The 25,533-nt window shown below is 62.1% G+C and carries 23 protein-coding genes; 21 read left to right on the top strand and 2 right to left on the bottom strand.

Translation table 11 applies throughout. From position 1 onward, the window contains the following. Positions 1 to 53: 53 nt before the first annotated feature. The 5 genes from ACS3QZ_RS11625 (at position 54) to ACS3QZ_RS11645 (ending at position 4,621) form a co-directional block, all read left to right on the top strand. The gene (locus ACS3QZ_RS11625; RefSeq protein WP_456037972.1) at positions 54 to 728 is read left to right on the top strand and encodes an energy-coupling factor ABC transporter ATP-binding protein; all 675 of its coding nucleotides are present in this window, start codon (positions 54 to 56) and stop codon (positions 726 to 728) included. Further along, positions 728 to 1,324, top strand: a complete 597-nt coding sequence (locus ACS3QZ_RS11630; protein ID WP_093091276.1) for an energy-coupling factor transporter transmembrane component T family protein — start codon at positions 728 to 730, stop codon at positions 1,322 to 1,324. The genes ACS3QZ_RS11625 and ACS3QZ_RS11630 overlap by 1 nt, the downstream gene beginning before the upstream one ends. 88 nt (positions 1,325 to 1,412) lie before the next feature. After that, positions 1,413 to 1,949, top strand: coding sequence for a biotin transporter BioY (locus tag ACS3QZ_RS11635; protein WP_456037973.1), 537 nt, complete (start codon positions 1,413 to 1,415; stop codon positions 1,947 to 1,949). Between the two features lie 13 nt (positions 1,950 to 1,962). Continuing rightward, the gene (locus tag ACS3QZ_RS11640; protein ID WP_131814327.1) at positions 1,963 to 3,471 is read left to right on the top strand and encodes an AMP-binding protein; all 1,509 of its coding nucleotides are present in this window, start codon (positions 1,963 to 1,965) and stop codon (positions 3,469 to 3,471) included. Then, entirely contained in the window at positions 3,452 to 4,621 is a 1,170-nt protein-coding gene (locus ACS3QZ_RS11645) for a thiolase family protein (protein WP_456037974.1), read from the top strand. Before ACS3QZ_RS11640 ends, ACS3QZ_RS11645 begins: the two co-directional genes overlap by 20 nt. Before the next feature lie 115 nt (positions 4,622 to 4,736). On the opposite strand, the gene ilvD is transcribed toward ACS3QZ_RS11645, so the two are convergent. Next, on the bottom strand, positions 4,737 to 6,587 hold the full coding sequence (gene ilvD / locus ACS3QZ_RS11650; RefSeq protein ID WP_456037975.1) for a dihydroxy-acid dehydratase: 1,851 nt from the start codon (positions 6,585 to 6,587) through the stop codon (positions 4,737 to 4,739). 582 nt (positions 6,588 to 7,169) lie between these two features. Between ilvD and urtA the strand changes: the two genes are divergently transcribed. From urtA to ACS3QZ_RS11685, 7 genes are all read left to right on the top strand, one after another. Further along, entirely contained in the window at positions 7,170 to 8,450 is a 1,281-nt protein-coding gene (gene urtA, locus ACS3QZ_RS11655) for an urea ABC transporter substrate-binding protein (protein ID WP_456037976.1), read from the top strand. Positions 8,451 to 8,518: 68 nt separating this feature from the next. After that, positions 8,519 to 10,474, top strand: coding sequence for an urea ABC transporter permease subunit UrtB (gene urtB, locus ACS3QZ_RS11660; protein ID WP_456037977.1), 1,956 nt, complete (start codon positions 8,519 to 8,521; stop codon positions 10,472 to 10,474). A gap of 102 nt (positions 10,475 to 10,576) precedes the next feature. After that, entirely contained in the window at positions 10,577 to 11,809 is a 1,233-nt protein-coding gene (gene urtC, locus ACS3QZ_RS11665; protein WP_456037978.1) for an urea ABC transporter permease subunit UrtC, read from the top strand. After that, a complete protein-coding gene (gene urtD / locus ACS3QZ_RS11670) occupies positions 11,806 to 12,546 on the top strand; it encodes an urea ABC transporter ATP-binding protein UrtD (protein WP_093091291.1) in 741 nt (246 codons plus the stop codon). The genes urtC and urtD overlap by 4 nt, the downstream gene beginning before the upstream one ends. Positions 12,547 to 12,549: 3 nt before the next feature. Then, the gene (gene urtE, locus ACS3QZ_RS11675; RefSeq protein ID WP_456037979.1) at positions 12,550 to 13,245 is read left to right on the top strand and encodes an urea ABC transporter ATP-binding subunit UrtE; all 696 of its coding nucleotides are present in this window, start codon (positions 12,550 to 12,552) and stop codon (positions 13,243 to 13,245) included. An 82-nt stretch (positions 13,246 to 13,327) separates the two neighbouring features. Next, positions 13,328 to 15,145: a Na/Pi cotransporter family protein gene (locus ACS3QZ_RS11680; protein WP_456037980.1), complete on the top strand. Its 1,818-nt coding sequence runs from the start codon at positions 13,328 to 13,330 to the stop codon at positions 15,143 to 15,145. Position 15,146: 1 nt separating this feature from the next. Continuing rightward, a complete protein-coding gene (locus ACS3QZ_RS11685) occupies positions 15,147 to 15,422 on the top strand; it encodes a hypothetical protein (RefSeq protein ID WP_456037981.1) in 276 nt (91 codons plus the stop codon). Here the strand turns inward: ACS3QZ_RS11685 and ACS3QZ_RS11690 are convergent. Then, positions 15,407 to 15,946, bottom strand: a complete 540-nt coding sequence (locus ACS3QZ_RS11690; protein ID WP_456037982.1) for a helix-turn-helix transcriptional regulator — start codon at positions 15,944 to 15,946, stop codon at positions 15,407 to 15,409. The two genes, ACS3QZ_RS11685 and ACS3QZ_RS11690, sit on opposite strands and share 16 nt — an antisense overlap. A 173-nt stretch (positions 15,947 to 16,119) precedes the next feature. On the opposite strand from ACS3QZ_RS11690, the gene ACS3QZ_RS11695 reads away from it, so the two are divergent. The 9 genes from ACS3QZ_RS11695 (at position 16,120) to ACS3QZ_RS11735 (ending at position 25,516) form a co-directional block, all read left to right on the top strand. Then, a complete protein-coding gene (locus ACS3QZ_RS11695) occupies positions 16,120 to 17,424 on the top strand; it encodes an acetylornithine deacetylase/succinyl-diaminopimelate desuccinylase family protein (protein WP_456037983.1) in 1,305 nt (434 codons plus the stop codon). 26 nt (positions 17,425 to 17,450) lie between these two features. Continuing rightward, positions 17,451 to 18,935 (top strand): ABC transporter substrate-binding protein, encoded by a 1,485-nt coding sequence (locus tag ACS3QZ_RS11700; protein ID WP_456037984.1) that lies wholly within the window; start codon positions 17,451 to 17,453, stop codon positions 18,933 to 18,935. A 61-nt stretch (positions 18,936 to 18,996) separates the two neighbouring features. Next, a complete protein-coding gene (locus tag ACS3QZ_RS11705) occupies positions 18,997 to 19,404 on the top strand; it encodes a (R)-mandelonitrile lyase (RefSeq protein WP_456037985.1) in 408 nt (135 codons plus the stop codon). 6 nt (positions 19,405 to 19,410) lie between these two features. Further along, positions 19,411 to 20,358, top strand: a complete 948-nt coding sequence (locus ACS3QZ_RS11710) for an ABC transporter permease (RefSeq protein ID WP_456037986.1) — start codon at positions 19,411 to 19,413, stop codon at positions 20,356 to 20,358. Beyond that, positions 20,355 to 21,176 (top strand): ABC transporter permease, encoded by an 822-nt coding sequence (locus ACS3QZ_RS11715; RefSeq protein WP_456037987.1) that lies wholly within the window; start codon positions 20,355 to 20,357, stop codon positions 21,174 to 21,176. The genes ACS3QZ_RS11710 and ACS3QZ_RS11715 overlap by 4 nt, the downstream gene beginning before the upstream one ends. Beyond that, positions 21,173 to 22,768, top strand: coding sequence for an ABC transporter ATP-binding protein (locus ACS3QZ_RS11720; RefSeq protein ID WP_456037988.1), 1,596 nt, complete (start codon positions 21,173 to 21,175; stop codon positions 22,766 to 22,768). The genes ACS3QZ_RS11715 and ACS3QZ_RS11720 overlap by 4 nt, the downstream gene beginning before the upstream one ends. Continuing rightward, entirely contained in the window at positions 22,765 to 23,241 is a 477-nt protein-coding gene (locus ACS3QZ_RS11725; protein WP_456037989.1) for a hypothetical protein, read from the top strand. Before ACS3QZ_RS11720 ends, ACS3QZ_RS11725 begins: the two co-directional genes overlap by 4 nt. Further along, on the top strand, positions 23,231 to 24,682 hold the full coding sequence (locus tag ACS3QZ_RS11730) for an aldehyde dehydrogenase family protein (RefSeq protein ID WP_456037990.1): 1,452 nt from the start codon (positions 23,231 to 23,233) through the stop codon (positions 24,680 to 24,682). Before ACS3QZ_RS11725 ends, ACS3QZ_RS11730 begins: the two co-directional genes overlap by 11 nt. Before the next feature lie 90 nt (positions 24,683 to 24,772). Beyond that, a complete protein-coding gene (locus ACS3QZ_RS11735) occupies positions 24,773 to 25,516 on the top strand; it encodes an SDR family oxidoreductase (protein WP_456037991.1) in 744 nt (247 codons plus the stop codon). Positions 25,517 to 25,533: the final 17 nt, after the last annotated feature.

Consider the following 25,533-nt stretch of genomic DNA (forward strand, 5'->3'; position numbering starts at 1 on the left):
ACCGCCCGGCAAATTGCGCTAAGAGCGCCCCAGACCAACCACGGGAACCACCCATGATCGAGATCTCCAATGTCAGCCTTGCATATGGCCAGCGCACCGTGCTGCGTGACATCTCGCTCACCCTTTCCGAGCGCCGCATCGCCATCGTCGGGGCCAATGGTTCGGGCAAATCCAGCTTTGCCCGTCTTTTGAACGGCCTGCTCCTGCCCACCGAAGGCACTGTGAAAGTGGACGGTCTGGACACCAGAAGCCACGGCAAGGACGTGCGCCGCAAGGTCGGCTTTGTCTTTCAGAATCCCGACAACCAGATCGTGTTTCCCGTCGTTGAAGAAGACCTCGCCTTCGGCATGAAGAACCTTGGTTTTACCAAGGACACCATTGCCGCGAAGACCACGGAAATCCTGACCCGCTATGACATGCTCGACCTGCGCGAACACCCGGCGCATCTCCTGTCGGGCGGGCAGAAACAGCTTCTGGCCATCTCCGGCGTGCTGGTGATGGACCCCGCCTATGTCGTGCTTGATGAACCCACCACCTTGCTCGACCTGCGCAACAAGCGCCGCATCACCCGTGCAATCGACGCGCTCGACCAGACCGTGATCATCGCAAGCCATGATCTTGACCTGCTCGGGGACTACGACCGCGTCATCGTCTTCGATGAAGGCAGTATTGTCGCGGATGACGTACCCGGCAAGGCAATCCCCTTCTACGTAAACCGGATGAGCTGATGCTGGACCTCTATTCGCCCGGCACCTCGCCCCTGCATCGCCTCTCCCCCGGCCCCAAGATGCTGGTCCTGATGATCGGCGCGACGGCCCTGTTCCTGAATGAAAGCCTGCCCATCACGGTCGGCGCACTCTGCGGCGTTCTATTGCTCTACCCGGTGGCCCAGTTGACACTGAAGCAGGCATGGCAACAGATCCGCCCGCTCCTGTGGATCTTCGCCCTCTTCTTTGCCCTGCAATGGTGGTTCTCTGGGATCGCACTTGCGGCTTATGTGGTGCTGCGGCTCGCCGCCCTGATCCTGCTGGCCAGCCTCGTGACGCTGACCACCCGCTCCAGCGATATGATCGAAACCATGACCTGGGCCTTGGGCTTTCTCCGCCCGCTGGGCGTCAACCCCGCCAAGGTCGGCCTCGCGATCTCTCTGGCCCTGCGGTTCATCCCGGTTCTGGCCCAGATCGCACAGGAGGTGCGCGAGGCGCAAAAGGCGCGCGGACTGGAGCGTTCGGTGCTGGCCGTTGCCATGCCCGTGGCGATCCGCACCATCAAGATGGCGGACGATATTTCGGATGCCATCGAATCCCGAGGATATCGTCCCTAGTTTGCCGCGATTTCTGCCCCCTCGCTTGCAGGGCCAAGGACCGCTTTCTACCAGCCGCGCAAACGAACAAAGTCACGAGGACACCCCGATGGACACCAAAAGCATCGTCTACATCGCCCTTTTTGCGGCGCTGACCGCAGCGCTCGGCCTCATGCCCCCGATCAGCTTTGCCGGGCTTGCGCTGCCTCCGATCACCGCGCAATCGCTTGGCGTCATGCTGGCCGGGGCCGTGGCCGGTCCGCGCCGGGGCGGGTTGGCGCTGCTCCTGTTCGTTGCCCTTGTTGCAGCCGGCTTGCCCCTTCTGGCAGGCGGGCGTGGCGGGATCGGCGTGATCCTCGGCACCTCTGGCGGGTTCATTCTGTCCTGGCCCATCTGCGCTGCGGTCATCGGCCTTCTTGTCGCCAAGGCACCCAACGCAGGCTTTGTGCCCATGGCCGTCTCGATTGCGCTTGGCGGGCTTGTCCTGATGTATGCCGTTGGCATCCCGTGGATGGCCTTTGTCGGCAAACTCGGCCTGATGAAGTCACTCACGATCATGGTGGCCTATATCCCGGGTGATCTGGTAAAGGTGGTTCTGGCCACGGTCGTGGCCCGCGGCCTGCGCCGCGCCTATCCGAACCTGTGACAAGGGACACCGCTTGCCGCTTCGCAACGCGATAGAAATGCACGCCCGCCAGCGCCCCGATGCGCTGGCGATCGACATTTCCGGCAGCAGCCTGACATACGGCGACCTGCACACCCGCATTGCCTGTTTGCATGGCGCGCTTGTCGCTTTGCCCAAACGCACCCGTCCCGCGCCCGCATTGCCCCTAGAGGGACGTCTCTACGCCTTCGCCGCGGGCAACCATCCCAGCGCGTCAGTGTTGCTCACCGCAGCCATGTCCACCCCCCACGCCGTCGCCCTGCTTGACCCGCAATGGCCCGAAGACCTGCATCACCAGATGCTGGTCAAGCTCCCGCCCGATGCGCTGTTCTGCCTTGCATCACAAACCGGCCTGATCACAGCGGCCGAGCGGCTCAACATCCCCGTCATCCGCGTCGATACGCCGGACCTCGCCCACTTTCTCAATGCCGCACCCGAACCGCTCCCTTGGGGTGATCCCGCCGACATCTTCCTAGTCGGTTTCACATCCGGCACCACGTCCCGCCCCAAGGCATTTGCTCGCGCGCGCCACTCATGGCGAGCCTCTCTGGACGCCAGCCGCGTCGCTTTTGCCCTCACCGATCAAAGCCATACGTTTGCACCCGGTCCGCTGGCCCATGGCATCACTCTTTATGCTTTGGCCGAAACGCTCGACCTTGGCGCGGCATTCCACGGCATTACCCGCTTCGACCTCGGCGGCGCCCATCGCGCCATGACCAATGTGCGCCGCATCGTGTCTGTCCCGACCCTGCTTGATGCGCTGACCCGAGGCACCCCACAGGACCAGATCGTCGAGATCACGACGGCCGGTGCCAAGTTGCCGCCCGCCCTTCTGGACAGGGCTCGCAGCACCTTTCCCCGCGCCCGTGTGCATGAATATTACGGCGCATCCGAGCTTGGCTTCGTCAGCCTCAACACCCATGGCCGCACCAGTTCCTCGGCGCCCCCCGACAGCGTCGGCCACCCGTTTCCGCATGTGTCCCTTTCCCTGCGCAAAGACGGTGAGGAAGTCCCCCAAGGCACCCCCGGCACAATCTTCGTGCGCGGCGACCTCGCGATCGACGGTTATCTCTGGGGCGGACGCAACAGCGGGTTCCGCCGCGAGGGTCCCTGGGCCACTGTCGGTGACATTGGTCGCCTGAACTATGACGGCAGCCTTTCCATTCTCGGGCGCGAAGGCGGCATGGTCATCACCTCGGGCTACAATGTCTATCCTCAGGAAATCGAAACGGCGCTTGCCGACGTGCCCGGCATCCAGGACGCGGTTGTCCTTGGCCACACCCATCCCACGCGCGGACAGGAGGTGATCGCCATTTTCGACGGAACAACACCGCTCGATGAAATCCGCGCCCGCCTCGCGCTCAGCCTGCCGCGCTACAAGCTGCCGCGACAATTCTACCGGATTGAAAGCTGGCCGCAGACCAGCAGCGGCAAGATTGCCCGCCAGACTCTGCTGGATTGGATCGACAAAAAGGACGACCGCCTTGTCCGCCTGTCCGCCTGATCGCCAACCCGTCATCATCGCCGCCCGGCGCAGCGCCATCGGCCGGGCCGGGGGCATGTTTTCCGGCCTGGAGATTGAAGACATCACCGCCCCGGTCTTGCGCGCCGTGATCGAAGACGCCGGGATCGGCGCCAACGAGATTGACGACGTGATCCTTGGCAACGCGGCCGGTCCGGGCGGAAATGTTGCCCGGCTTTCACTTCTGCAAGCCGGATTCCCGACCGATATTCCCGGCGTTACCGTCGACCGGCAATGCGGTTCCGGGCTTGAAGCGGTGATCCTTGCCTGCCGCCTGATCCAATCCGGTGCCGGCGACGTCTTCCTGGCGGGCGGTATGGAAAGCCAGAGCCGCGCGCCCCTGCGCACACTCCCCGCCACCCGAGCCCTGCCGGAACACAGCTACAGCCGCGCACGATTTGCCCCGGAAAACATCGGCGACCCCGAAATGGGCGCCGCCGCTGACACGGTTGCCCAACAGTTTCGGGTTTCCCGCGAGCGACAGGATGCCTTTGCTCTGCAATCCCAGATGCGTGCTACGACTGCGCAGGCCCAAGGCGCTTTTGACGCGGAAATCACTCCAGTCGCAGGCCAATCCGACGATGAGTGCATCCGCACAACCATGACGGCCAAGCGACTTGCCCGCCTGCGTCCGGCCTTCTCCCCGCAAGGCAGCGTCACCGTCGGCAATTCCTGCCCCCTGAATGACGGCGCCGCGATCCTGCTCGTCACCACGGCGGCAAAGGCGCGCGCCCAAGGCCACCGGCGCGCCCTCGCCTTTCTCGACGCCGCGAGTGCAGGAGTGGACCCCAATATCCTCGGCACCGGCCCGGTGGCCTCGACCCGCAAACTGCTTGCACGGCGCCCCGACCTGTCTCTCGACCAACTGACCCATCTCGAGTTCAACGAAGCCTTCGCCGCGCAGGTACTCGCCAGCCTCGATCAACTCAGCCTGCCCGACACCCTGCCCAACCCTCAGGGCGGAGCCATCGCCCTCGGCCATCCTTTCGGAGCATCCGGGGCCATCCTCGTCACACGCCTCTTTTCTCAGCTTGTTCGCCAGCCTGCCCCGGAATCCGCCCTCGCCATGGCCATGATCGGCATCGGCGGCGGACAGGGCCTGACCGCCGCCTTCGCCCCAATCACCCTTTGAGCGCCCCTGCCTCGATCAAGAACGGCGATACACTCGAAATCACACAAGACCAGCGCCCCAAAACGCAAGACGGGGCCGCAAACGCGACCCCGCCCAATCTCGCATATTGCGAAAATTATTCGTCTTCGTCGAGCAGCCGCACCGCTCCGAGCGACGCGTTCGACACATGCGCCGCATAGACCTTGAGTGCCTTGGACACAGCGCGCGGACGGCCTTCGGCCTTCCAGACCTTCTTGTCCGCCTGCGGATGGTTCGCGCGGCGACGGGCAAGCTCCTCGTCGCTCACATCCAGATGGATCGACCGGTTTGGCACCGAGATCTTGATCTTGTCGCCATCTTCCACGAGGCCAATGACACCCTTCTCCGCTGCTTCCGGCGAGGCGTGACCAATCGACAGCCCCGCCGTACCGCCCGAGAAACGCCCATCCGTCAGCAAGGCACAGGTCGTGTCGAGCTTCTTGGATTTCAGGTAGGCTGTCGGATAGAGCATCTCCTGCATGCCGGGTCCGCCTTTCGGTCCCTCATAGCGGATCACGACCACCGAATAGGGTTTCACTTCACCTTGCAGGATGCCATGCATCGCGTCTTCCATGGATTCAAAGACCTTGGCCGTGCCTTCGAACTCGTACATCTCCTTGATGACACCGGCGGTCTTCAGGATACAGCCCTGCTCAGCGATATTGCCAAAGAGAACGCACAGCCCACCCTCTTCCGAATAGGCGTTCTCGAAATCGCGCACGCAGCCATCCTTGATGTCGACGTCAAGCTCCGTGTACATTCGCGACTGGCTGAACGCCTCGGTCGTGCGCACACCGCCCGGCGCGGCGATGAACAAGTCACGCGCCTCGTTGCCGGCGCTTTCGCGGCGCACGTCCCACTTGTCGATGAACGCGCCCACGGTCTTTTCATGCACGGTCGCACAATCCCGGTGGATTTTGCCCTCGCGGTCCAGCTCGCCCATGATCCGGGCAATGCCTCCTGCGCGGTGCACATCTTCCATGTGATAAAGCGGCGTCGACGGGGCCACCTTGCACAGATGCGGAATGTCCCGGCTCATACGATCCATGTCGGCCATGGTGAAATCCACCTCGCCCTCATGCGCGATGGCCAACAGGTGCAGCACCGTGTTGGTCGACCCACCCATGGCGATATCCAGCGCCATGGCGTTCTCAAAGGCTTCAAAGGTCGCGATCCCACGCGGCAGGGCGGTTTCATCGCCTTCCTTGTACCAACGGTCACACAGTTCCACGATCTTGCGGCCAGCTTCCTCGAACAGCCCCTTGCGTTTGGAATGCGTCGCCAGAAGCGACCCGTTGCCCGGCAGGGCCAGCCCCAGCGCTTCCGCCAGACAGTTCATCGAGTTGGCGGTGAACATACCCGAGCACGACCCACAGGTCGGACAGGCCGAGCGCTCCAGCTTCTCGACGTCCTCTTCGCTGCGATCTTCATCGGTCGCGCCCACGATCGCGGTCACGAGGTCCGCCTTATGCTCGCCGTCCTTGAGGATCACCTTCCCGGCTTCCATCGGGCCGCCCGACACGAAAATCGCCGGGATATTGAGCCGCATCGCCGCCATCAGCATACCCGGCGTGATCTTGTCACAGTTCGAGATACAGACCAGCGCATCGGCACAGTGGGCATTGGCCATGTACTCGACGCTGTCCGCGATCACTTCGCGGCTGGGCAGCGAATAGAGCATGCCGTCATGCCCCATCGCGATGCCATCATCCACCGCGATGGTGTTCATTTCCTTGGCAACGCCCCCGGCCTTTTCAATCTCGCGCGCAACGAGCTGGCCCATGTCCTTGAGGTGCACGTGCCCCGGCACGAACTGCGTGAACGAGTTCACCACGCAAACGATGGGCTTTCCGAAATCCTCAGTCTGCATGCCGGTCGCACGCCAAAGCGCGCGGGCTGCGGCCATACGGCGGCCAAAAGTGGACGTCTTGGAACGAAGATCAGGCATGTCAGGCTCTCCCGGAATTGATCTCTCCCCAAAAGGGGTTGGCCCAGACGGGTGCCATTCACCAAGCCGTTTTGCAAGGCAATAGCGTCATTTTGTGAACGTCGGCGCGGTAAATTCTTCTCGAATATGTCTCAGGCTCGCGTCAAAGTCTGCTCCACAAGGCGCCATCCGCTACCCGACAACGTAGAATCGCCCGACCAGGCCCGGGAAACTGCTTGCCCCTAGGATGCGCAAACGCGCGCCTCCCCTGCTGAAATTTCAAAACAAACCCGAACATGCCCGCCCACCCGGCGCCCAACAAACGGGCATCGTCGCCATTCGCCGCCCAAAACACAAGCACCCAAGACCCTTTGCCCATTTTCCCGGCGCCATGGTTTGAGCTTTGTGCTGCATCGCAGAAAGGTAAGGCACCCAGAGCGCGAACGGACACACGTTTACATTTCTCGGGTGTGTGGCGGCCCAACGACTTGGACCTCGATACAGGCCACCACACGTTTTGCAACATCAAGTTGCAGGGTTCGACGTAGGACCGAATGCGCCATTGCGCAAGGGCTGCGAACCGAACCTTGCTGGAGGACGCACATGAACTTCCTGAAATCCACCCTCGCAGGCGCCACCATGCTGGCTGGCCTTGCCGGCACGGCCTTTGCCGCAGAAGACACCATCAAAGTGGGTGTTCTGCACTCGCTCTCGGGCACGATGGCCATTTCCGAGACCACGCTCAAGGACACCATGCTGATGCTCATCGACGAGCAGAACAAGAAAGGCGGCGTTCTGGGCAAGCAGCTCGAGGCCGTGGTTGTCGATCCCGCCTCCGACTGGCCCCTGTTTGCTGAAAAAGCCCGTGAGCTTCTGACTGTCGAGGAAGTCGACGTGATGTTCGGCTGCTGGACCTCGGTCTCGCGCAAATCGGTTCTGCCGGTGATCGAAGAACTGAACGGCCTGCTGTTTTACCCCGTGCAATACGAGGGCGAAGAAAGCTCCAAGAACGTGTTCTACACCGGTGCTGCCCCGAACCAACAGGCAATCCCGGCCACGGATTACTTCCTTGAAGAACTGGGCGTCGAGAAATTCGCGCTTCTGGGCACCGACTACGTCTACCCGCGTACCACCAACAATATCCTGGAAAGCTATCTCAAGGGCAAAGGCATTGCTGAAGAGGACATTTTCGTCAACTACACGCCGTTCGGACACTCGGACTGGTCGAAAATCGTCGCCGACGTTGTGGCCTTGGGAGCTGATGGCAAGAAAGTGGGCGTGATCTCGACGATCAACGGCGACGCAAACATCGGTTTCTACAAGGAACTGGCCGCCGCTGGCGTGTCGGCTGACGACATCCCCGTCGTCGCTTTCTCGGTGGGTGAAGAAGAACTCTCCGGTCTGGACACCACCAACCTCGTCGGCCACCTCGCCGCGTGGAACTACTTCCAGTCCGCCGAGTCGGACCTCAACGATGAATTCATCGCCAAGTGGAAGGCCTTTGCCGGTGAAGACAGCGTAACCAACGACCCGATGGAGGCGCATGTGATCGGCTTTGAAATGTATGTCAAAGCGCTTGAGAAAGCCGGCACCACCGACGTGGACGCGGTGCGCGAAGCCATGTACGGCATCGAAGTACCCAACCTGACCGGCGGTACCGCCGTCATGCTGCCCAACCACCATCTCGCCAAGCCGGTTCTGATCGGTGAAATCCAGGAAGACGGCCAGTTCGACATCATCTCCCAGACCGAAGAAGTTCCGGGCGACGCATGGACCGACTTCCTGCCGGAATCGGCGGTACTCAAGTCGGATTGGAAAGAGCTGGGCTGCGGTATGTACAACACCGACACCAAGAGCTGCGTACAGCTTCTGTCCAACTATTGATCACCTGATCTCCGGGCGCAGGGGACCATTCCCCTGCCCCATTCTCCTCTGACTATCTGGTAGGACTCATGCGGGTACTCCTCGCCGCCATTGCGGCCATCCTGTTCCTTTCCCCCACATCGCAGGCCCAGCCAACCACCGTTCAGGAGGTCTTGCAGGCCCATGGCGACGCAATCGCCAAAGGGTCGCGCAAATCCATTGGCCCGGCCATCAACGCCATCGCAACCAGCGGCCTGCCTCAGGCTCAGACTGTCCTGGAAACCTGGCAGTCCAAGGACATGTGGCAACGCAAATCCGACGGGTTGTTCTTCGCAGCCAAGGAAGTGGCAAAGAAAACCTATCGCCTGACCGATTTCGACACCGGCCAAACCGTCGGCGAGTTCGACAAGTCCGACCTTAAACAGCTCAAACCCAACAGCGGGGTTCGCGCCCTGATCGGCGTCGCGCTTGTTCAGTTCCAGCTTTCCGATCCCGACCCCGCGCGCCGCCTCGACGCCCTCACCGCCATCCAGCGCGATCCCGAACCCAGCCACCTCGCCCCCCTGCGCGCTTCCGTCGATGGCGAAACCGACCCCGCTATCAGAATCCGCAAACAACAGCTCGAAACGCTTCTGACGATCCGTTTCGACAGCGACAATGTCGCCCGCATCGCGGCCATCGAAACCATTTCCAAGGACATCTCGCTCGATACGCGCGCCACGCTGAACACTCTTCTTGCGACCACCCGCAAAGCCGCTCCCGGCGCGGTGCCCGAAACCGAGAATATCGCCGCCGTTCTGAAACCCGGCACCGAACAGCTCTCGGCCGGAGACGCTTATACGCTTCTCGCAGACAACGGCCTCGCTCCGGCCCTGATAACCGATGGCGAGCAGCGTAACATCCTGTCGGCCAACATCTCCGGTGGCAAGGTCAGCGGAGTTCCGGTGGCAAGCCTCAACACCCAAGCCGCCCGCGACCGCGCCTATGCCGCGCTGGTCGCCGAAGGCAAGGCGGTCCCTCGCCCAACCGCCGAAGACATCACTGCCGCGCTGGCCACTCACAGCTTCTATGATGCTTACTTCGAACCATCCAAACCCGTCACCGACGCCGCGGCCAAAGCGCTGAAAAGCGTTGAAACCCGCGTCGCCTTTAACCAAACGCTCGATCTCGCCCTCGACGGCATCTCGCTCGCGTCGATCTTCTTCCTTGCCGCCATTGGCCTTGCCATCACCTTTGGCGTCATGGGCGTCATCAACATGGCACATGGCGAGTTCATCATGATGGGCGCCTACACGGGCTATGTGGTGCAACAGTTCATCCCGAACTACACCGTGTCGATCCTCGTTGCCCTGCCACTGGCCTTTGCCGTGACCTTCGCCGCCGGCGTCGCGATGGAACGGCTTGTCATCCGCCACCTATACAACCGCCCGCTCGAAACCCTGCTGGCCACCTTCGGCATCTCCATCGCCCTGCAACAGATCGCCAAGAATATCTTCGGCACACAGGCCCGCCCCCTCACCGCACCCGCGTGGCTCGATGGCGCTTGGGTTCTGAACGACGTGGTGTCGATCTCCTATATCCGTATCGCCATCTTTGCTCTGGCCCTGATCTTCCTCGGGGTGTTTCTCTTCATCATGAGACGCACGCGCCTCGGCCTGGAAACCCGCGCGGTGACGCGAAACCCCCGCATGGCCGCCTCTATGGGCATCAACCCGGATCGCGTGAACATGCTGACCTTCGGCCTCGGCTCAGGCATCGCGGGCATCGCCGGCGTCGCCATCGGCCTCTTTGCCAAGGTCACGTCCGAACTCGGCTCCGACTACATCGTACAAAGTTTCATGACCGTGGTTGTCGGCGGCGTCGGCAATATCTGGGGCACGCTCGCAGGCGCTGCGATGATCGGCTTCCTGCAAAAAGGCATCGAGTGGATGAACCCCTCCAACACCCTCGCCGCCCAGACCTACATGATCATCTTCATCATCATCTTCATCCAGTTCCGCCCGCGGGGCATCATTGCCCTCAAGGGCCGGGCCGCAGGAGACTGATCCCATGTCCGCATCTTCATTTTGCCGAAAATACTCCGGGAGAGTCGCCTGTGGCGACGGGGGCAGCGCCCCCACCCCACCCAGCGCAGAAGGTACAACCCCATGAGCAAGTCCCTCTTTGCCCGCAACCCTTCGGTGCTGATCTTCCTCGCCTGCCTCGCTCTATTCACCCTCGGCGTGACCGCCCTCTCCGAGGCGGTCGGCACCGGCCTGATTTCCACCAGTTTCATCAAAACCTTGGGCAAGACGCTCTGCCTCTGCCTGATCGCCATCGCGATGGACCTTGTCTGGGGCTATACCGGCATCCTGTCACTGGGCCATTTCGCCTTCTTCGGCCTCGGCGGCTATATGATCGGTATGTGGCTGATGTATGAGCGCACCCGCGACATCATCGTCACCTCCATGGCCAACAACGACATCCCGCCCACGCCGCAGGAAGTCACCGACGCCATCGGCAACCAGATTTTCGGGGTCGTCGGCAGTTCCGACTTCCCCGCGATCTGGGCCTTTTCTCACTCCCTGACCCTGCAACTGGTCCTCGTGGTTGCCGTCCCCGGCCTGCTCGCCCTGGTTTTCGGCTGGCTCGCCTTCCGCAGCCGTGTCACCGGAGTTTATCTCTCGATCCTGACCCAGGCCATGACGCTCGCCCTCGCGCTCTACCTCTTCCAGAACGACAGCGGCCTGCGCGGCAACAACGGCCTCTCGGGCCTCCAAAACCTGCCCGGGCTCGATGATGTGCCCCAGGCGACAGTCTCGCTCTGGTTCCTCTGGGCGTCTGCCCTCGCTCTCGGCCTTGGGTATCTCTTCGCTGCATGGGTGGTCGCGGGCAAATTCGGCTCGGTCCTGCGCGGCATCCGCGACGACGAGGCCCGCGTGCGCTTCCTCGGCTACTCGGTCGAAACCTACAAGCTCTTCATCTTCACCGTCACCGCCATCATCGCCGGCATCGCGGGGGCGCTCTATTACCCGCAGGCGGGCATCATCAACCCCGCCGAAATCGCCCCCATCGCTTCAATCTACCTCGCCGTCTGGGTCGCCATCGGCGGGCGCGGGCGGCTTTATGGTGCAGTCATCGGCGCGGCCTTTGTCTCTCTCGTCTCGACGTGGTTCACCGGCGGACAAGTGCCCTCGATCCCGCTCGGCTTCTACACGATCGACTGGGTTGACTGGTGGCTCGTGCTGCTTGGTCTTTCCTTCGTGCTGGTGACGCTGTTTGCCCCGCGCGGGGTCGGCGGCTTGTTTGACTACTGGACCAACCGTCGCCCACCCGACCGCCATGGGCAGGATCTCGGCCCCGGCGCGGGCGCGCTTCAGGAAAAGGAAGCCGACGCATGAGCACCCTTCTCGAAGTCTCCGGCGTCTCCGTAACATTTGACGGGTTCCGCGCCATCAACAACCTGTCCTTCCAGATCGGCAAGGCGGAGATGCGCGCCATCATCGGCCCCAACGGCGCAGGCAAGACCACCTTTATGGACATCGTCACCGGCAAGACCCGCCCGGATGAAGGCCGCGTGATCTGGGGTGACAAATCGGTGTCCCTGCTGAAAATGTCAGAGGCCCAGATCGCCCGCGCAGGTGTGGGACGCAAGTTCCAGCGCCCCACGGTGTTCGAGGACCAATCCGTATTTGACAACCTGCTTCTCGCCCTAAAGAAAGACCGAAACCCATTCTCTGTCCTGTTCTACAAACGTGGCCCCTCTGACACCGAAAAGGTGCACACGCTTGCTGAGCAGATCGGCCTGACAGATCACCTGCCCCGCAAATCCGGCGAGCTTTCCCACGGCCAGAAACAATGGCTCGAGATCGGCATGTTGCTGGCACAGGAACCTCAGCTTCTTCTGGTCGACGAACCCGCTGCTGGCATGACGCCCGAGGAACGCGAACACACCACCTCAATCCTTGTCGAGGCCGCCAAAACCCGCGCCGTGGTCGTCGTCGAGCATGACATGGAATTTGTCCGCCGCCTCAACTGCAAGGTCACGGTTCTGCACGAAGGGTCGGTACTGGCCGAAGGCTCGCTGGACCACGTGACCAGCAACCAAGAGGTGATCGACGTGTATCTGGGGCGTTAAAAGATGCTGAAAATTGACAATCTCAACCTTCACTATGGCAGCTCGCAAATCCTGCATGACATCTCGATGCAGGCCGAACTGGGCAAAACCACCTGTATCATGGGCACCAACGGTGTCGGCAAGACCTCCCTGCTCAAGGCGATCTCCGGCACCCATGTGCGCAGTTCTGGCGACATCTCATTGAACGGAGAAGCCCTCGCAAAGCTGCCCGCCCACGCCATGGCACAGCTGGGCGTCGGCTATGTCCCGCAGGGGCGTGACGTCTTTCCGCTGCTCACCGTACGTGAGAACCTTGAAACCGGCTACGCCTGCCTGCCCCGCTCCGAACATTTCATCCCGGACGAGATTTTTGAGCTGTTCCCGATCCTCAAGGACTTCCTGCACCGACGCGGCGGCGATCTTTCGGGTGGCCAGCAGCAACAGCTTGCCATCGCGCGCGCCTTGATCACCAAGCCGAAACTGCTCTTGCTGGATGAACCGACCGAGGGCATTCAGCCCAATATCATCAAGCAGATCGGCAAGGTCATCGACTACCTGCGGGACCGGGGCGATATGGCGATCATTCTCGTCGAACAGTTCTTCGACTTTGCCTATGAGCACGCCGACAGCTTCGTGATCCTGCGCCGGGGCGCAGTGGTCAAGTCCGGAGCGGCCGGCACACTGAGTCGGGACGAACTGCTCGAAGCGGTGTCTGTCTGACGTCACGCACGCAGAAATCGCGCTTGCGCAAACCGCTCCTGCCCCGCACACTTGCCGTTATTGGCATGTACGAGGCGCTGATTTGAACCGATCCATTCCTGTCCTTCTGGCGTTGGCCGTCCTGTTGATCGGTTTCTGGGTCTATCCCGACATTCAGGAAATCGCCGCAGGTCTCGCCATGTTTCTTCTGGGCATGTCACTTCTGGAGCAGGGGTTCCAGAATTTCTCCGGCGGTGGTCTCGAACGCATATTAGAACGGTCCACCGCTTCCACGCCCAAGGCATTGGGCCTTGGCATCGTGGCCACGGCACTCATGCAGTCGAGTTCGCTGATCACGGTGATCACCATTTCCTTCCTCAGCGCGGGTATGATCACCTTGTTGGGTGGCATAGGCATCATCTTTGGCGCCAATATCGGCACCACCACGGGCGCATGGCTGATTGCCGGGATCGGGCTCAAGATCGACATTGCCGCCTATGCGCTGCCGATGATTGCGATATCCGGCGTGCTTGGTTTTGCCCCCGGCAAGTATCTCGAAGGCACGGGGCGCGTCCTTGGCGGCATCGGCTTTTTGTTCCTTGGCATCTATTTCATGAAGGAAGGTTTCGACGAGATCAGCGGCCAGATGGACCTTGCCAGTCTCGCCATGACCGGCATCGCGGGCCTTATCGTCTATGCCATCGTCGGTGCGCTCATGACCGTGGTCATGCAATCCAGCCACGCCACCATGGTTCTTGTCATCACCGCTCTGGCCGCCAGTCAGGTAACGTATGAAAACGCCCTTGCGCTGGCCATTGGCTCCAATGTCGGCACCACCGTCACAGCTCTGATCGGTGCCATTTCCGCCAATTACCAAGGGCGACGCCTTGCCCTGGCCCATCTTCTTTTCAACGGCATCACCGCGACCGTCGCCCTGATCTTCATCGTCCCGCTCGCCGCCGCAGTACGTGAACTGAGCGACAGCGTGGGCATCGCCGAGGATGATTTCACATTGCGTCTGGCGATGTTTCACACGTTATTCAACGTACTTGGCGTCGGCCTTATGCTGCCTTTCGCCCGCCAGCTGGTGCGTTTTCTCGAACGTCAAATCCCGGAACCCAAGGTCGACATCTCGGTCCCACATTTCCTGAACGACGATGTACTGCTTTTCCCGGAAACCGCTGCCGAAGCGTTGCGCAACGAAACTCTGCATCTGCTCTCCAACACCACACGTCTTGTCGCCAGCGACATTGGCGTGACTGTCGAAGACCTGCGCAAAAGCACCGACATCGCCGGCGACATCTCGACAAGCCTTTTTGCGCGCAGCCCCGGCATCACCTACGAAACCCGCGTCAAACCGCTTTATGGTGCGATCCTCAAATTTGCCGCCCGCCTCAACGCCTCCGAACTGCCGCCGCACATGTCCGACCACCTTTTTGACCTGCGCGAAGCCGCCGGGCGTCTGTCGCGTGCTGCCAAGGACGCCGAACACCTGCGCCGCAACACCGAATTCTATGCCACCCACCCCAGCGGCAAGGCCTCACGCCTCTACAATGACCTGCGCGCCCAGATCAGCCGCATCCTGATCGAGCTTGACACGATGTCCGAGGCTGACCCCGAGACCCGCTCAAGCCTCTGGCTCGATGATGAACGTGTCGAGATCCGCCGCCATCGCTCCGCCCTCACGGAAGAAGTCGAACAGGCGATCCGCGACGAACGCATTTCCACCACGGCTGCCACTTCTTTTCTCAATGATGCGCGCACCGCACATCATCTCATGGACAACCTTCTCGAAGCGGCCCGGACCTGCTATGGAGAAACCGATCCGGCCCTTGCCGAGATCGAACAACTCCTGACCATCGAAGAAGACGAGGCCGAAGACATCGGCCAGTCACAGCACATCGCACAAAAGGAGGCCTGAAATGGTCATCCGCAAGTCAACACGCAAGCTTGACGACTACATCGCCCGCATTGGCCAGCCAGACGCCCCCCGCGTGAAACCGTCCCACGTCGCCAAGATTCTCGCCAAGCTGCAAAAGAAAGAAGCTGACCTGCTTGAAGAAATCTCCGAGACGAAAAAGGCAGAACGTCAGGAGCGCCTCCAATCCAAGCTAGAAGTCGTGCGCGAACAGATCCGCCGCGGCACCATCCTGTTCAATGAACTCAGCCCACCCGATCCAGATCAGGGCGCCAAATAGGTCAGCCGCCCCAGAAGCTCGGTCGCATTCTTCACACCAAAGCGCTTCAACAGGCGCGCCCGCACGTCTTCCACGGTGCGCGGACTCAGCCCCAGTTCCCGCGCGATCTCCTTGCTGGTCAGCCCGCGCCCCAGCCCGCCGACCACCTGCCGCTCGCGGGGCGTGAGCGCCGCCGGTGGGCTGTCCGAGATCACCGCGAATGTCATGACAAGACGCGCCAGCGGCGCTTCGGGCACCAGCGCATGTGCCCGGAACCGACACCAAACCTGCGACCCGTCCCGCCGCCGCATCATCCGTTCGTCACTATAGACATGCGCCGCCTGCAACAGGCCCAGACCGATATCGCGCACCCGCTCGAATTCCTCCTGCGACCCGTAAAGCACCCGGAACGACTGCCCCAGAAGCGCCTCCCGCCCATAGCCCAACATTGCGGCAAACTCGGCATTGCAGGCCCGGATCACGCGATCCTCGCTCAAAACGATCCCCACCGGGGCCGCGTCATAGGCCAACCTGTCCAGATCCATCCCCACCTCCTGCACCGATACCGTACTCCTACGGTATTGATACCGTAGCATGCTCTGCCCCATGCTGACCATGTCCCGGCTGGCGCCCATGACTTTCTTTTTCCGAAAATACCCCCGCCGGAGGCAACCAACAGACAAACACGCTCCGTCGCGCAAGGATGACAAGGACCAGGATGACCAAAACGCCCCCCAATCTTGACTCCCTGATGACCCGGATCGAGTCGCTACGCGATGACCTGATTGCGTTGACACAGGATTTGATCCGTATCCCCACGCTCAACCCACCCGGAGACTGCTACCGCGATATCTGCGACTACCTCGACACCCGGTTGACGCGTCACGGCTTTGATACCCAGCTTGTACGCGCCCATGGCGCACCGGGGGACAGCGACAAATACCCCCGCTGGAACATTGTCGCTCGCAAGGAAGGCCGGCACGCGGGCGAATGCGTGCATTTCAACTCGCATATCGACGTGGTCGAGGTCGGCCACGGCTGGACCTTCGATCCGTTTGGCGGGGAAATCTCGGACGGCAAGATCTACGGGCGCGGTGCCTGCGACATGAAGGGCGGTCTTGCCGCGTCGATCATTGCCGCCGAAGCTTTCCTGCAGGAGTTTCCAGACTTTGCGGGATCGATCGAAATCTCCGGCACGGCAGACGAGGAATCCGGGGGCTATGGCGGCGTTGCCTATCTCGCGGAACAGGGGTTTTTTGCCCCCGAACGTGTCCAGCACGTGATCATCCCCGAACCGCTGCACAAGGACCGTATCTGCCTTGGCCACCGCGGCGGCTGGTGGGCGGAAATCGAAACCTTCGGAGAGATTGCTCACGGTTCCATGCCTTTCCTCGGCGACTGCGCCGTGCGCCACATGGGCGCCGTGCTCGACAAGTTCGAAAGCGACCTTTTCCCGGCCATGGCCGCGCGCCACACCGACATGCCCGTCGTCCCCGAGGGCGCGCGCTCCTCGACCATGAACATAAACTCGATCCATGGTGGTCAGCCCGAGCAAGACCCGGACTACACCGGCCTCCCGGCGCATTGCGTACCCGACAGTTGCCGCATCGTGATCGACCGCCGTTATCTTGCCGAGGAAACCCATGCCGGGGTCTCGGGCGAAGTCGAGTCCATCCTGCGCGACCTCGAAAAAAGCCGCGAAAACTTTCGCTTCGCGATGCGCGAGATCAACCACGTCTCCCCCTCGATGACGGACCGAAACGCCCCCGTGGTCTCGACCGTGGATCGCTCGATCACCGAGATTCTCGGGAAATCGCCGGAATATGTCGCCTCTCCGGGCACTTACGACCAGAAACATATTGATCGCATCGGCAAGCTGAAGAACTGTATTGCCTATGGACCGGGCATTCTGGAACTGGCGCACAAGCCGGACGAGTATATCGGCATTGACGACATGATCGACAGCGCCAAGGTCATGGCCCACAGCCTGGCGCAGCTTTTGCCGCCTCAAGGTGACGACTGAAAAAGACATAACAGGGAGACAAACCAATGCGATTTCAAACCGGAAAGCTGGCCATGGCCAGTGTTTTCGCCCTCATGGCCGGGATTGGCGCGGCACAGGCACAGGACGACATCACCGTCGCGATGCAGCTTGAACCCCCGCATCTCGACCCGACCTCCGCAGCCGCGCAGGCCATCGACTCGGTGGTTTACATCAACATCTTCGAGGGCCTGACCCGCTTCATGGATGACGGCTCCATCGTGCCCGCACTGGCCAAAAGCTGGGACATCTCCGAGGACGGCTTGACCTATACGTTCATGCTCAAAGACGGCGTGACGTTCCATGACGGCAGCACGTTCGACGCCGAGGACGTGAAGTTCAGCCTCGACCGCGCCCGCGCCGAAGACAGCACCAACGCCCAGAAGGCGCTGTTTGCCGCGATCTCGGAAGTCACCGTCGTCGACCCGATGACGGTGCAACTGACCCTGTCCGAACCCAACGGCAACATGCTCTTCAACCTCGCATGGGGCGACGCCGTGATCGTCGCGCCAGAGAGCATCGAAAATATCAAGACCAATCCGGTCGGCACCGGCCCCTACAAGTTCTCGAACTGGGTGCAGGGCGACCGCATCGAACTGATGGTCAATGACGGCTACTGGGGCGACGCGCCAGCGATCAAGTCGGCCACCTTCAAGTTCATCTCCGACCCCACCGCCGCCTTTGGCGCGGTCATGGCCGAAGACGTGGATGTCTTCACCGGCTACCCGGCCCCTGAAAACGTACCGCAGTTCGAAGCGGACCCGCGTTTCCAGGTGCTGAACGTGGCCACCGAAGGTGAGACCATCCTGTCGACCAACAACAAGATGCCCCCCTTGGACAACGTCATGGTGCGCAAGGCCATCGCCCACGCAATCGACCGGCAGGCGATCATCGACGGCGCCATGTTCGGCATGGGCACGCCCATCGGCACCCATTTCGCGCCGCATCATCCCGACTATGTCGACCTGACCGGCAACTCGAAATACGACCCCGAAATGGCCAAGAAACTGCTTGCCGAGGCGGGATTTGCCGACGGTTTCACAACCACCCTGAAGCTGCCGCCTCCCTCTTACGCGCGTCGCGGTGGCGAGATCATCGCCGCCCAACTGCGTGCCGTCGGGATCGAAACCGAGATCTCCAACCTCGAATGGGCGCAGTGGCTTGAACAGGTGTTCCGGGGCAAGGATTACGGCCTGACCATCGTTAGCCATACCGAACCTTTTGACATCGGCATCTACGCGCGGCCCGATTACTACTTCCAGTACGACAACCCGGTGTTCCAGGAAACCTTTGCCGAACTCAATCGCGCCACGGACCCGGCGGTGCGCACCGAGCTGGTGCAGAAGCTCCAGACGCTGATCTCCGAGGATTACGTCAATGGCTACCTGTTCCAGCTGGCCACCCCGACTATTGCCAAGGCAGGCGTCCAGGGCCTCTGGAAAAACGCTCCGACAGCGGCAGTCGATCTCCCGGCCATGAGCTGGGCTGACTGACCCGGGAACAAGAACAGGCAGGGGTCCCATACCGGGCCCCTGCCTTCGGAAAGGGCTCCCCATGATCGACATCATCCCCGCAGGCACAACGCCAAGCCGCCAGGGCTCCGCCGAGTATTTCACCGGCAATGTCCGACTTGATGTCGTGACCGAAAGCCGCCCCCCGGCAAGCGTGTTTGCCGCGCGGGTCACCTTTGAACCCGGCGCGCGCACCGCTTGGCACACACATCCTGTCGGCCAGCTGTTGCACGTTTTGTCTGGTTCCGGTCTCGTTGCCCTGCGTGGCGAAGCCCCGCGTGTGATCCGCCCCGGCGACAGCGTCTGGATCGAACCCGGCGTCGAGCATTGGCACGGTGCAGCCCCCAACACAGCCATGGAACACATGGCCATTCAGGAAACCCGCAACGGCAACGGGGCGAATTGGCTCGAACATGTGACAGACGAAGACTACCTGACGCCGCCCACCTGACCCGACATGCTCCGCTATTCCCTCAAACGCCTCGCATCGCTGGTGATCAGCCTTGCCATCGCCTCGCTGGTGATCTTCCTCGTGATCGAGGTCGCACCCGGCGATCCGGCCTCCTACATGCTTGGCATCAACGCCCAACCTGAAACCGTCGCCGCCCTGCGCAGCGAACTTGGTCTCGACGTGCCCAAGGCCGAACGCTACCTGAACTGGGTTGGCGGCATGGTGCGGGGCGATTTCGGCACCTCCTATACCTATCGCACGCCCGTCGGTCAGATGATTGCCGATCGCATGTGGGTGTCACTTCCGCTGGCGCTTTATGCGCTCACACTTTCGACCCTTATCGCCTTCCCTGCGGGTATCTACGCCGCGGCACGTCGGGGCAAACCCGGAGACATGGCTGTGATGGGCGCCACCCAGCTGGGCGTCGCGGTGCCAAATTTCTGGTTTGCCATGATGCTGGTGCTGGTCTTCGCCATCAACCTGCGCTGGTTTTCCGCAGGCGGTTTCCCCGGCTGGGACAAGGGCTTCTGGATTTCGATGAAATCCCTCACGCTGCCCGCAATCGCGCTCGCCCTGCCGCAATCGGCGATCCTTGCCCGCGTGATGCGCTCGTCGCTGCTCGACATCCTTTCCGAGGACTTCATGCGCACCGCCCGCGCCAAGGGCCTTTCCCGCCGTCAGGCGCTCTGGCGGCACGGCCTACGCAACGCCCTGATCCCGGTTCTGACCATCATCGGCCTGCAATTCTCATTCCTGCTCGCGGGCGGCATCATCATCGAACAGGTGTTTTTCCTTCCCGGCCTTGGACGCCTCATCTTCCAGTCCATTTCCGCCCGTGACCTGATCGTGGTGGAAAGCGTGGTCATGCTGCTGGTGTTCTCGGTGATCCTCGTCAACTTCCTCGTCGATCTAGCTTATGCAGCCGTCGACCCTCGCCTGAGGTCCCGCACATGATCCGCTCGCGCAACCTCCTCATTGGCGGTACCCTCTGCTTGATCGTCGTCGCGGCGGCGGTGCTCAGCTTTGTCTGGACGCCTTACGACATCACCCAGATGGACATCCCCAACAAGCTGCAGAAACCAAATGGCGTCCATTGGTTCGGCACCGACCATTTCGGGCGCGACATCTTCTCGATGATCATGATCGGTGCGCGCACTTCGCTTGCCGTGGCCATCGTCGCCGTAGGTATCGGCATGGGGCTCGGCGTGCCCCTCGGCCTCTGGGCCGCCGCCAACAAGGGCGGCTGGATCGACGAGATCATCATGCGCGGCAACGACCTGATCTTTGCCTTCCCCAGCCTCGTGATCGCCATCCTGATCACCGCCGTTATGGGCGCCAGCGCGCTCAACGCCATAATCGCGATCGGCATTTTCAATATTCCCGTCTTCGCCCGCCTGACCCGCTCAGGCGCGCTGTCGCTCTGGGAACGCGAATTCATCCTCGCCGCGCGCGTTTCGGGCAAATCCAAACCCCGCATCAGCGTCGAACACATTCTGCCCAATGTCGCCAACCTGCTGATTGTCCAAGGCACAATCCAGTTCTCCCTCGGCATCCTCGCCGAGGCGGGGCTCTCCTATGTGGGCCTCGGCGCACAGCCCCCAACGCCCTCGTGGGGCCGGATGCTGGCGGATGCCCAAACCATGGTGAGCTTCGCGCCCCACCTCGCCCTTGTCCCCGGCCTTGCCATCGTGACCGCCGTGTTGGGCCTGAACCTTCTGGGCGATGGCTTGCGCGACCTGCTCGATCCGAAAATCCGCGTGGTGCGCTCATGACGTTGCTCTCCGTCGAAAATCTGTCCCTCGACATAGGGAACTTCCCGATCCTGCGCGACGTCAGCTTCAAGATCACACCGGGCGAAATCGTCGCCGTCACGGGTGAAAGTGGCTCGGGCAAGTCCATGACCGCCTTTTCGGTCATGCAGCTCCTGCCGGAGCGCGCCCGGGCTTCCGGTCGCATCCAGTTTGAAAACAGGGACCTCCTGTCGCTTACCGAGCCTCAACTCTGCGCCATCCGCGGCAACGACATCGGAATGGTGTTTCAGGAGCCCATGACCGCGCTAAACCCAGTCAAGAGCATCGGCTCACAGGTGATGGAAACCATCCTGATCCACACCGACATGACGCCCGACAAGGCCGAGGAACAAGCGCGCGACATGCTCACCCGCGTCGGCCTGCCGCCCGACCGCTTTCCGCTCTCGCGCTATCCCCACGAACTCAGCGGCGGCCAGCGCCAGCGCGTCGTCATCGCCATGGCCATCGCCCTGCGCCCCAAGCTCCTGATCGCGGACGAGCCCACCACCGCGCTTGACGTCACTACGCAGGCGCAAATCCTCGACCTGCTCATGGAACTGGTGGCCGAATTCGGCATGGGCTTGATGATGATCACCCACGATCTGGCCGTGGTCTCTGACATGGCCGACCGGATCATCGTGATGCGCCATGGTGAGATTGTGGAACAGGGCGAAACCCGCGCGCTGTTTGCCGACATGAAACACCCCTACACCCGCGCCCTGTTCGAAGCCTCGGGCCATCAGGTCGACCTGCCCGACGCCCCCGGCCGCCCTGACCCGATCCTCTCGGTCACAAATGCCGTGCGCGACTACCCCTTGCCGCGCACCCGCCTGTTTGCCGCCCGTGAACACCACCGCGCGGTCAACAATATCAGCTTCACCATCCACCACGGCGAACGCGTTGGGCTTGTCGGCGAATCCGGGTGCGGAAAATCCACCCTCACGCGCGCCATCCTTGGCCTCGAACCGCTGCAATCGGGCAGCATCACCGCCTTTGGCCACGACGTTGGGCCGTCGATGAACCCGGCCCTGCGCTCCGGTCTGCAAGTCGTGTTTCAGGACCCATACGGCAGCTTCAACCCCCGCCACAAGGTCGCCCGCATCGTCACCGAACCCTTCCATCTGCTGCCCGATCCGCCCACCGGAACCGCGCGTGACACGGCCATTGCCGAAGCCCTCACTGCTGTCGGCCTCAAACCCGAAGACGCGCAGAAATACATCCACGAATTTTCCGGCGGACAGCGCCAGCGCATCGCCATCGCCCGCGCCCTGATCATCCGCCCGGAACTGATCATCTTTGACGAAGCCGTGTCGGCGCTCGACGTCTCGATCCGGGCCCAAATCCTCGACCTGATCGCTGATCTCTCCCGCTCCCACAATCTCTCCTACCTCTTCATCTCGCATGACCTTTCGGTCGTACGCACCGTGACCGACCGCGTGCTGGTGATGAAGTCCGGAGAGATCGTGGAACAGGGCGACACCAAGGAGGTCTTTTCCAACCCGCAACACCCCTACACCCAAACCCTGATTGCCGCCGCACCCGTGCTGCCACAGGTCGGCAAGGGGGCCGCATGACATCAAAGCTTTCCCACATCCGGGCAGACGATCTCTCGATCTTCCAGAATGCGCTCGCCACCTATCTTGCCGAAGTTGCGCCCGACGCGGATCTGTCGGCGACCCCCATCGCGACCCGCGCGCTCAGCGAACCGGACCATATCAGCCTCTGGATATTGCAAGACGACACCCGGATCGGGTTCGCCATCCTGCGTCAAACCGCGACCAATTCCCGCCAGTTGCGCGAGTTCACCATTTTCCCGCCGCATCGCCTCAAACACCTTGGCCGAGACGCCGCGCACCTCCTTTTTGCGACCTATCCCGGCGCGTGGTCCCTCGGCGTCGCCGCCAACAGCCCGCACGCCGGTGCCTTCTGGCGCGCCACCCTGAACACCCTTCCCGGCGCTTCGGGTTTACGTGAGCTCGCGCCCGAACTGCCCACCCAATCCCACAAACTCGCATTCACAATGCTCGGAGATAGCAATGCTGCCTGACCTCTGGTTCGACCCGTCCCTCTGCCTGATCAACGGCGCATGGGTGCCGCCCGCCTCGGGTGACACGCTCGACCTCGTCAACCCCTCAGACGGAACCACCCTCTGTGCCATCGCCCGTGGCACCGCGCCCGATATCGACGCCGCCGTCGCCGCCGCACAGGCTGCACGCATGGGCGACTGGGGCCGCTTCACCGCCGCCGAACGGGGCCGCGTCCTGACGCGCCTCGGACAACTGGTTCTCAACCACACAGACACGCTTGCCCTGCTCGAAGCGCTCGACGTTGGCAAACCCCTGACCCAGGCCCGCAACGACGTGATCGCACTCGCCCGCTACTGCGAATTCTACGGCGGTGCGGCGGACAAGGTACATGGCGAAACCATCCCCTATCTCGACGGCTACACCGTCTACACCATCCGCGAACCCTATGGCGTCACCGGTCACATCGTGCCGTGGAACTACCCGATGCAGATCATCGGTCGTTCGGTTGGCGCGGCGCTCGCCATGGGCAACGCCTGCGTGTTGAAACCCGCCGAAGAAGCCTGCCTCACCGCCCTCGCCTTTGCCGATCTGGCTCAGCAAGCCGGCCTGCCCGCTGGCGCACTCAACGTCGTTCCCGGCCTCGGCGCCGAAGCAGGGGCCGCGCTTTCTGAACATCCCGGGATTCAGCACATTTCCTTCACCGGCTCTGTCGCCACCGGCAGCCTGATCCAGGCCGCCGCCGCCAAGAACGTTGTCCCCGTCACGCTGGAACTCGGCGGCAAATCCCCACAACTGGTTTTTGCAGACGCCGATCTCGATGCCGCCCTGCCCTTCCTCGTGAATGCAGGTATCCAGAACGCCGGACAAACCTGTTCCGCCTCCTCCCGCATTCTTGTCCAGCGCCCCGTCTATGACGAGGTCCGCACCCGCATGAGCACCGCGTACGGCAAACTGCGCGCCGCCCCCGCCACCGACAATCTCGAGCTTGGCCCGCTGATCTCCACCCGCCAGCAACAGATCGTGCAAGGCTTCCTCGACAAGGGTGCCGATCTTGACACGGCGGCCACCGGAGAGATCGTCTCCAACGCCCCAGCCAACGGCGCCTATATCGCCCCAACCCTCTTTGCGGACGTGGCCCCCGAACACGCACTCGCCCAACAGGAAATCTTTGGCCCCGTACAGGTCCTGATCCCTTTCGAAACCGAAGAAGAAGCTCTCGCCATCGCCAACGGCACCGAGTACGGCCTCGTCGCCTCGGTCTGGTCGCAAAACGGTGCCCGCCAGATGCGCCTCGCCAGGCAACTCCGCTCCGGACAGGTTTTCCTCAACAATTACGGCGCAGGCGGCGGGGTCGAACTGCCCTTTGGTGGCACCGGCAAATCCGGCCACGGACGAGAAAAAGGCTTCGAAGCGCTCTTTCACTTCTCTCAACTCAAAACCGTCGCCGCCCTGCACGGATAGACACAACACCCACTCTTCATTTTGCCAGAAATACTCCCGCCGGAGGCTCCGACAGATCGGCCCGGCACAGCTTCTAAAAGGACCAATCCCATGCGTCTTGCCAACAAAACCGCAATCATCACCGGAGGCGCCCAGGGCTTCGGTGCCGGTATCGTCGACAAATTCCTCGCTGAGGGTGCCCGCGTCATCGTCGCCGACATCAACACCGACGCGGCCCAGCGCAAGGCGGGGGAACATGACAACGCCAGCCCCTGCACCGTGAACGTCGCCGATGGCGACAGCGTTCAGGCGATGATCGACGGCGCGCTGAGCCAATGGGGTCATATCGACATCCTCGTCAACAACGCAGGCGTGACCCACCTCCCCGCGCCCATGGAAACCGTGTCCGAGGCGGATTTCGACAAGGTCTTCGCGGTGAACTGCAAGTCCATCTACCTTCTGGCCTGCGCCCTCGTCCCGCACATGAAACAACGCGGACAAGGCGCCATCCTCAACGTCTCGTCTACGGCGGGCCTGTCCCCGCGACCCAACCTCAACTGGTACAACGCGTCCAAGGGCTGGGTGAATGTCGCAACCAAGACCATGGCCGTCGAGCTCGCCCCCTTCGGCATCCGCGTCAACGCCCTGAACCCCGTCGCCGGGGAAACCCCGCTCCTGAAGTCCTTCATGGGCGAGGATACGCCCGAGATGCGCGCCAAATTTCTTGCAACCATCCCGCTCGGGCGCTTTTCCCAGCCCGAAGACATGGGCAACGCCGCCGCCTTTCTTTGCTCGGACGAAGCCAGCATGATCACCGGCACGCTGATGGAGGTCGATGGCGGGCGCTGCATCTGACCCGCCTGAAATGCTGC

The organism is Shimia sp. W99 (assembly GCF_053851455.3).

Bases quoted from the DNA above. Each gene is read 5' to 3' on its own strand.
- ACS3QZ_RS11720 (WP_456037988.1), top strand. From the start codon at position 21,173: ATGACGTTGCTCTCCGTCGAAAATCTGTCCCTCGACATAGGGAACTTC.
- ACS3QZ_RS11710 (WP_456037986.1), top strand. From the start codon at position 19,411: ATGCTCCGCTATTCCCTCAAACGCCTCGCATCGCTGGTGATCAGCCTT.
- ACS3QZ_RS11690 (WP_456037982.1), bottom strand. From the start codon at position 15,946: ATGGATCTGGACAGGTTGGCCTATGACGCGGCCCCGGTGGGGATCGTT.
- ilvD (WP_456037975.1), bottom strand. From the start codon at position 6,587: ATGCCTGATCTTCGTTCCAAGACGTCCACTTTTGGCCGCCGTATGGCC.
- ACS3QZ_RS11625 (WP_456037972.1), top strand. From the start codon at position 54: ATGATCGAGATCTCCAATGTCAGCCTTGCATATGGCCAGCGCACCGTG.
- urtC (WP_456037978.1), top strand. From the start codon at position 10,577: ATGAGCAAGTCCCTCTTTGCCCGCAACCCTTCGGTGCTGATCTTCCTC.
- ACS3QZ_RS11695 (WP_456037983.1), top strand. From the start codon at position 16,120: ATGACCAAAACGCCCCCCAATCTTGACTCCCTGATGACCCGGATCGAG.
- urtA (WP_456037976.1), top strand. From the start codon at position 7,170: ATGAACTTCCTGAAATCCACCCTCGCAGGCGCCACCATGCTGGCTGGC.
- urtE (WP_456037979.1), top strand. From the start codon at position 12,550: ATGCTGAAAATTGACAATCTCAACCTTCACTATGGCAGCTCGCAAATC.
- ACS3QZ_RS11715 (WP_456037987.1), top strand. From the start codon at position 20,355: ATGATCCGCTCGCGCAACCTCCTCATTGGCGGTACCCTCTGCTTGATC.
- ACS3QZ_RS11735 (WP_456037991.1), top strand. From the start codon at position 24,773: ATGCGTCTTGCCAACAAAACCGCAATCATCACCGGAGGCGCCCAGGGC.
- urtB (WP_456037977.1), top strand. From the start codon at position 8,519: ATGCGGGTACTCCTCGCCGCCATTGCGGCCATCCTGTTCCTTTCCCCC.
- ACS3QZ_RS11630 (WP_093091276.1), top strand. From the start codon at position 728: ATGCTGGACCTCTATTCGCCCGGCACCTCGCCCCTGCATCGCCTCTCC.
- ACS3QZ_RS11685 (WP_456037981.1), top strand. From the start codon at position 15,147: ATGGTCATCCGCAAGTCAACACGCAAGCTTGACGACTACATCGCCCGC.
- ACS3QZ_RS11725 (WP_456037989.1), top strand. From the start codon at position 22,765: ATGACATCAAAGCTTTCCCACATCCGGGCAGACGATCTCTCGATCTTC.
- ACS3QZ_RS11635 (WP_456037973.1), top strand. From the start codon at position 1,413: ATGGACACCAAAAGCATCGTCTACATCGCCCTTTTTGCGGCGCTGACC.
- ACS3QZ_RS11730 (WP_456037990.1), top strand. From the start codon at position 23,231: ATGCTGCCTGACCTCTGGTTCGACCCGTCCCTCTGCCTGATCAACGGC.
- urtD (WP_093091291.1), top strand. From the start codon at position 11,806: ATGAGCACCCTTCTCGAAGTCTCCGGCGTCTCCGTAACATTTGACGGG.
- ACS3QZ_RS11705 (WP_456037985.1), top strand. From the start codon at position 18,997: ATGATCGACATCATCCCCGCAGGCACAACGCCAAGCCGCCAGGGCTCC.
- ACS3QZ_RS11700 (WP_456037984.1), top strand. From the start codon at position 17,451: ATGCGATTTCAAACCGGAAAGCTGGCCATGGCCAGTGTTTTCGCCCTC.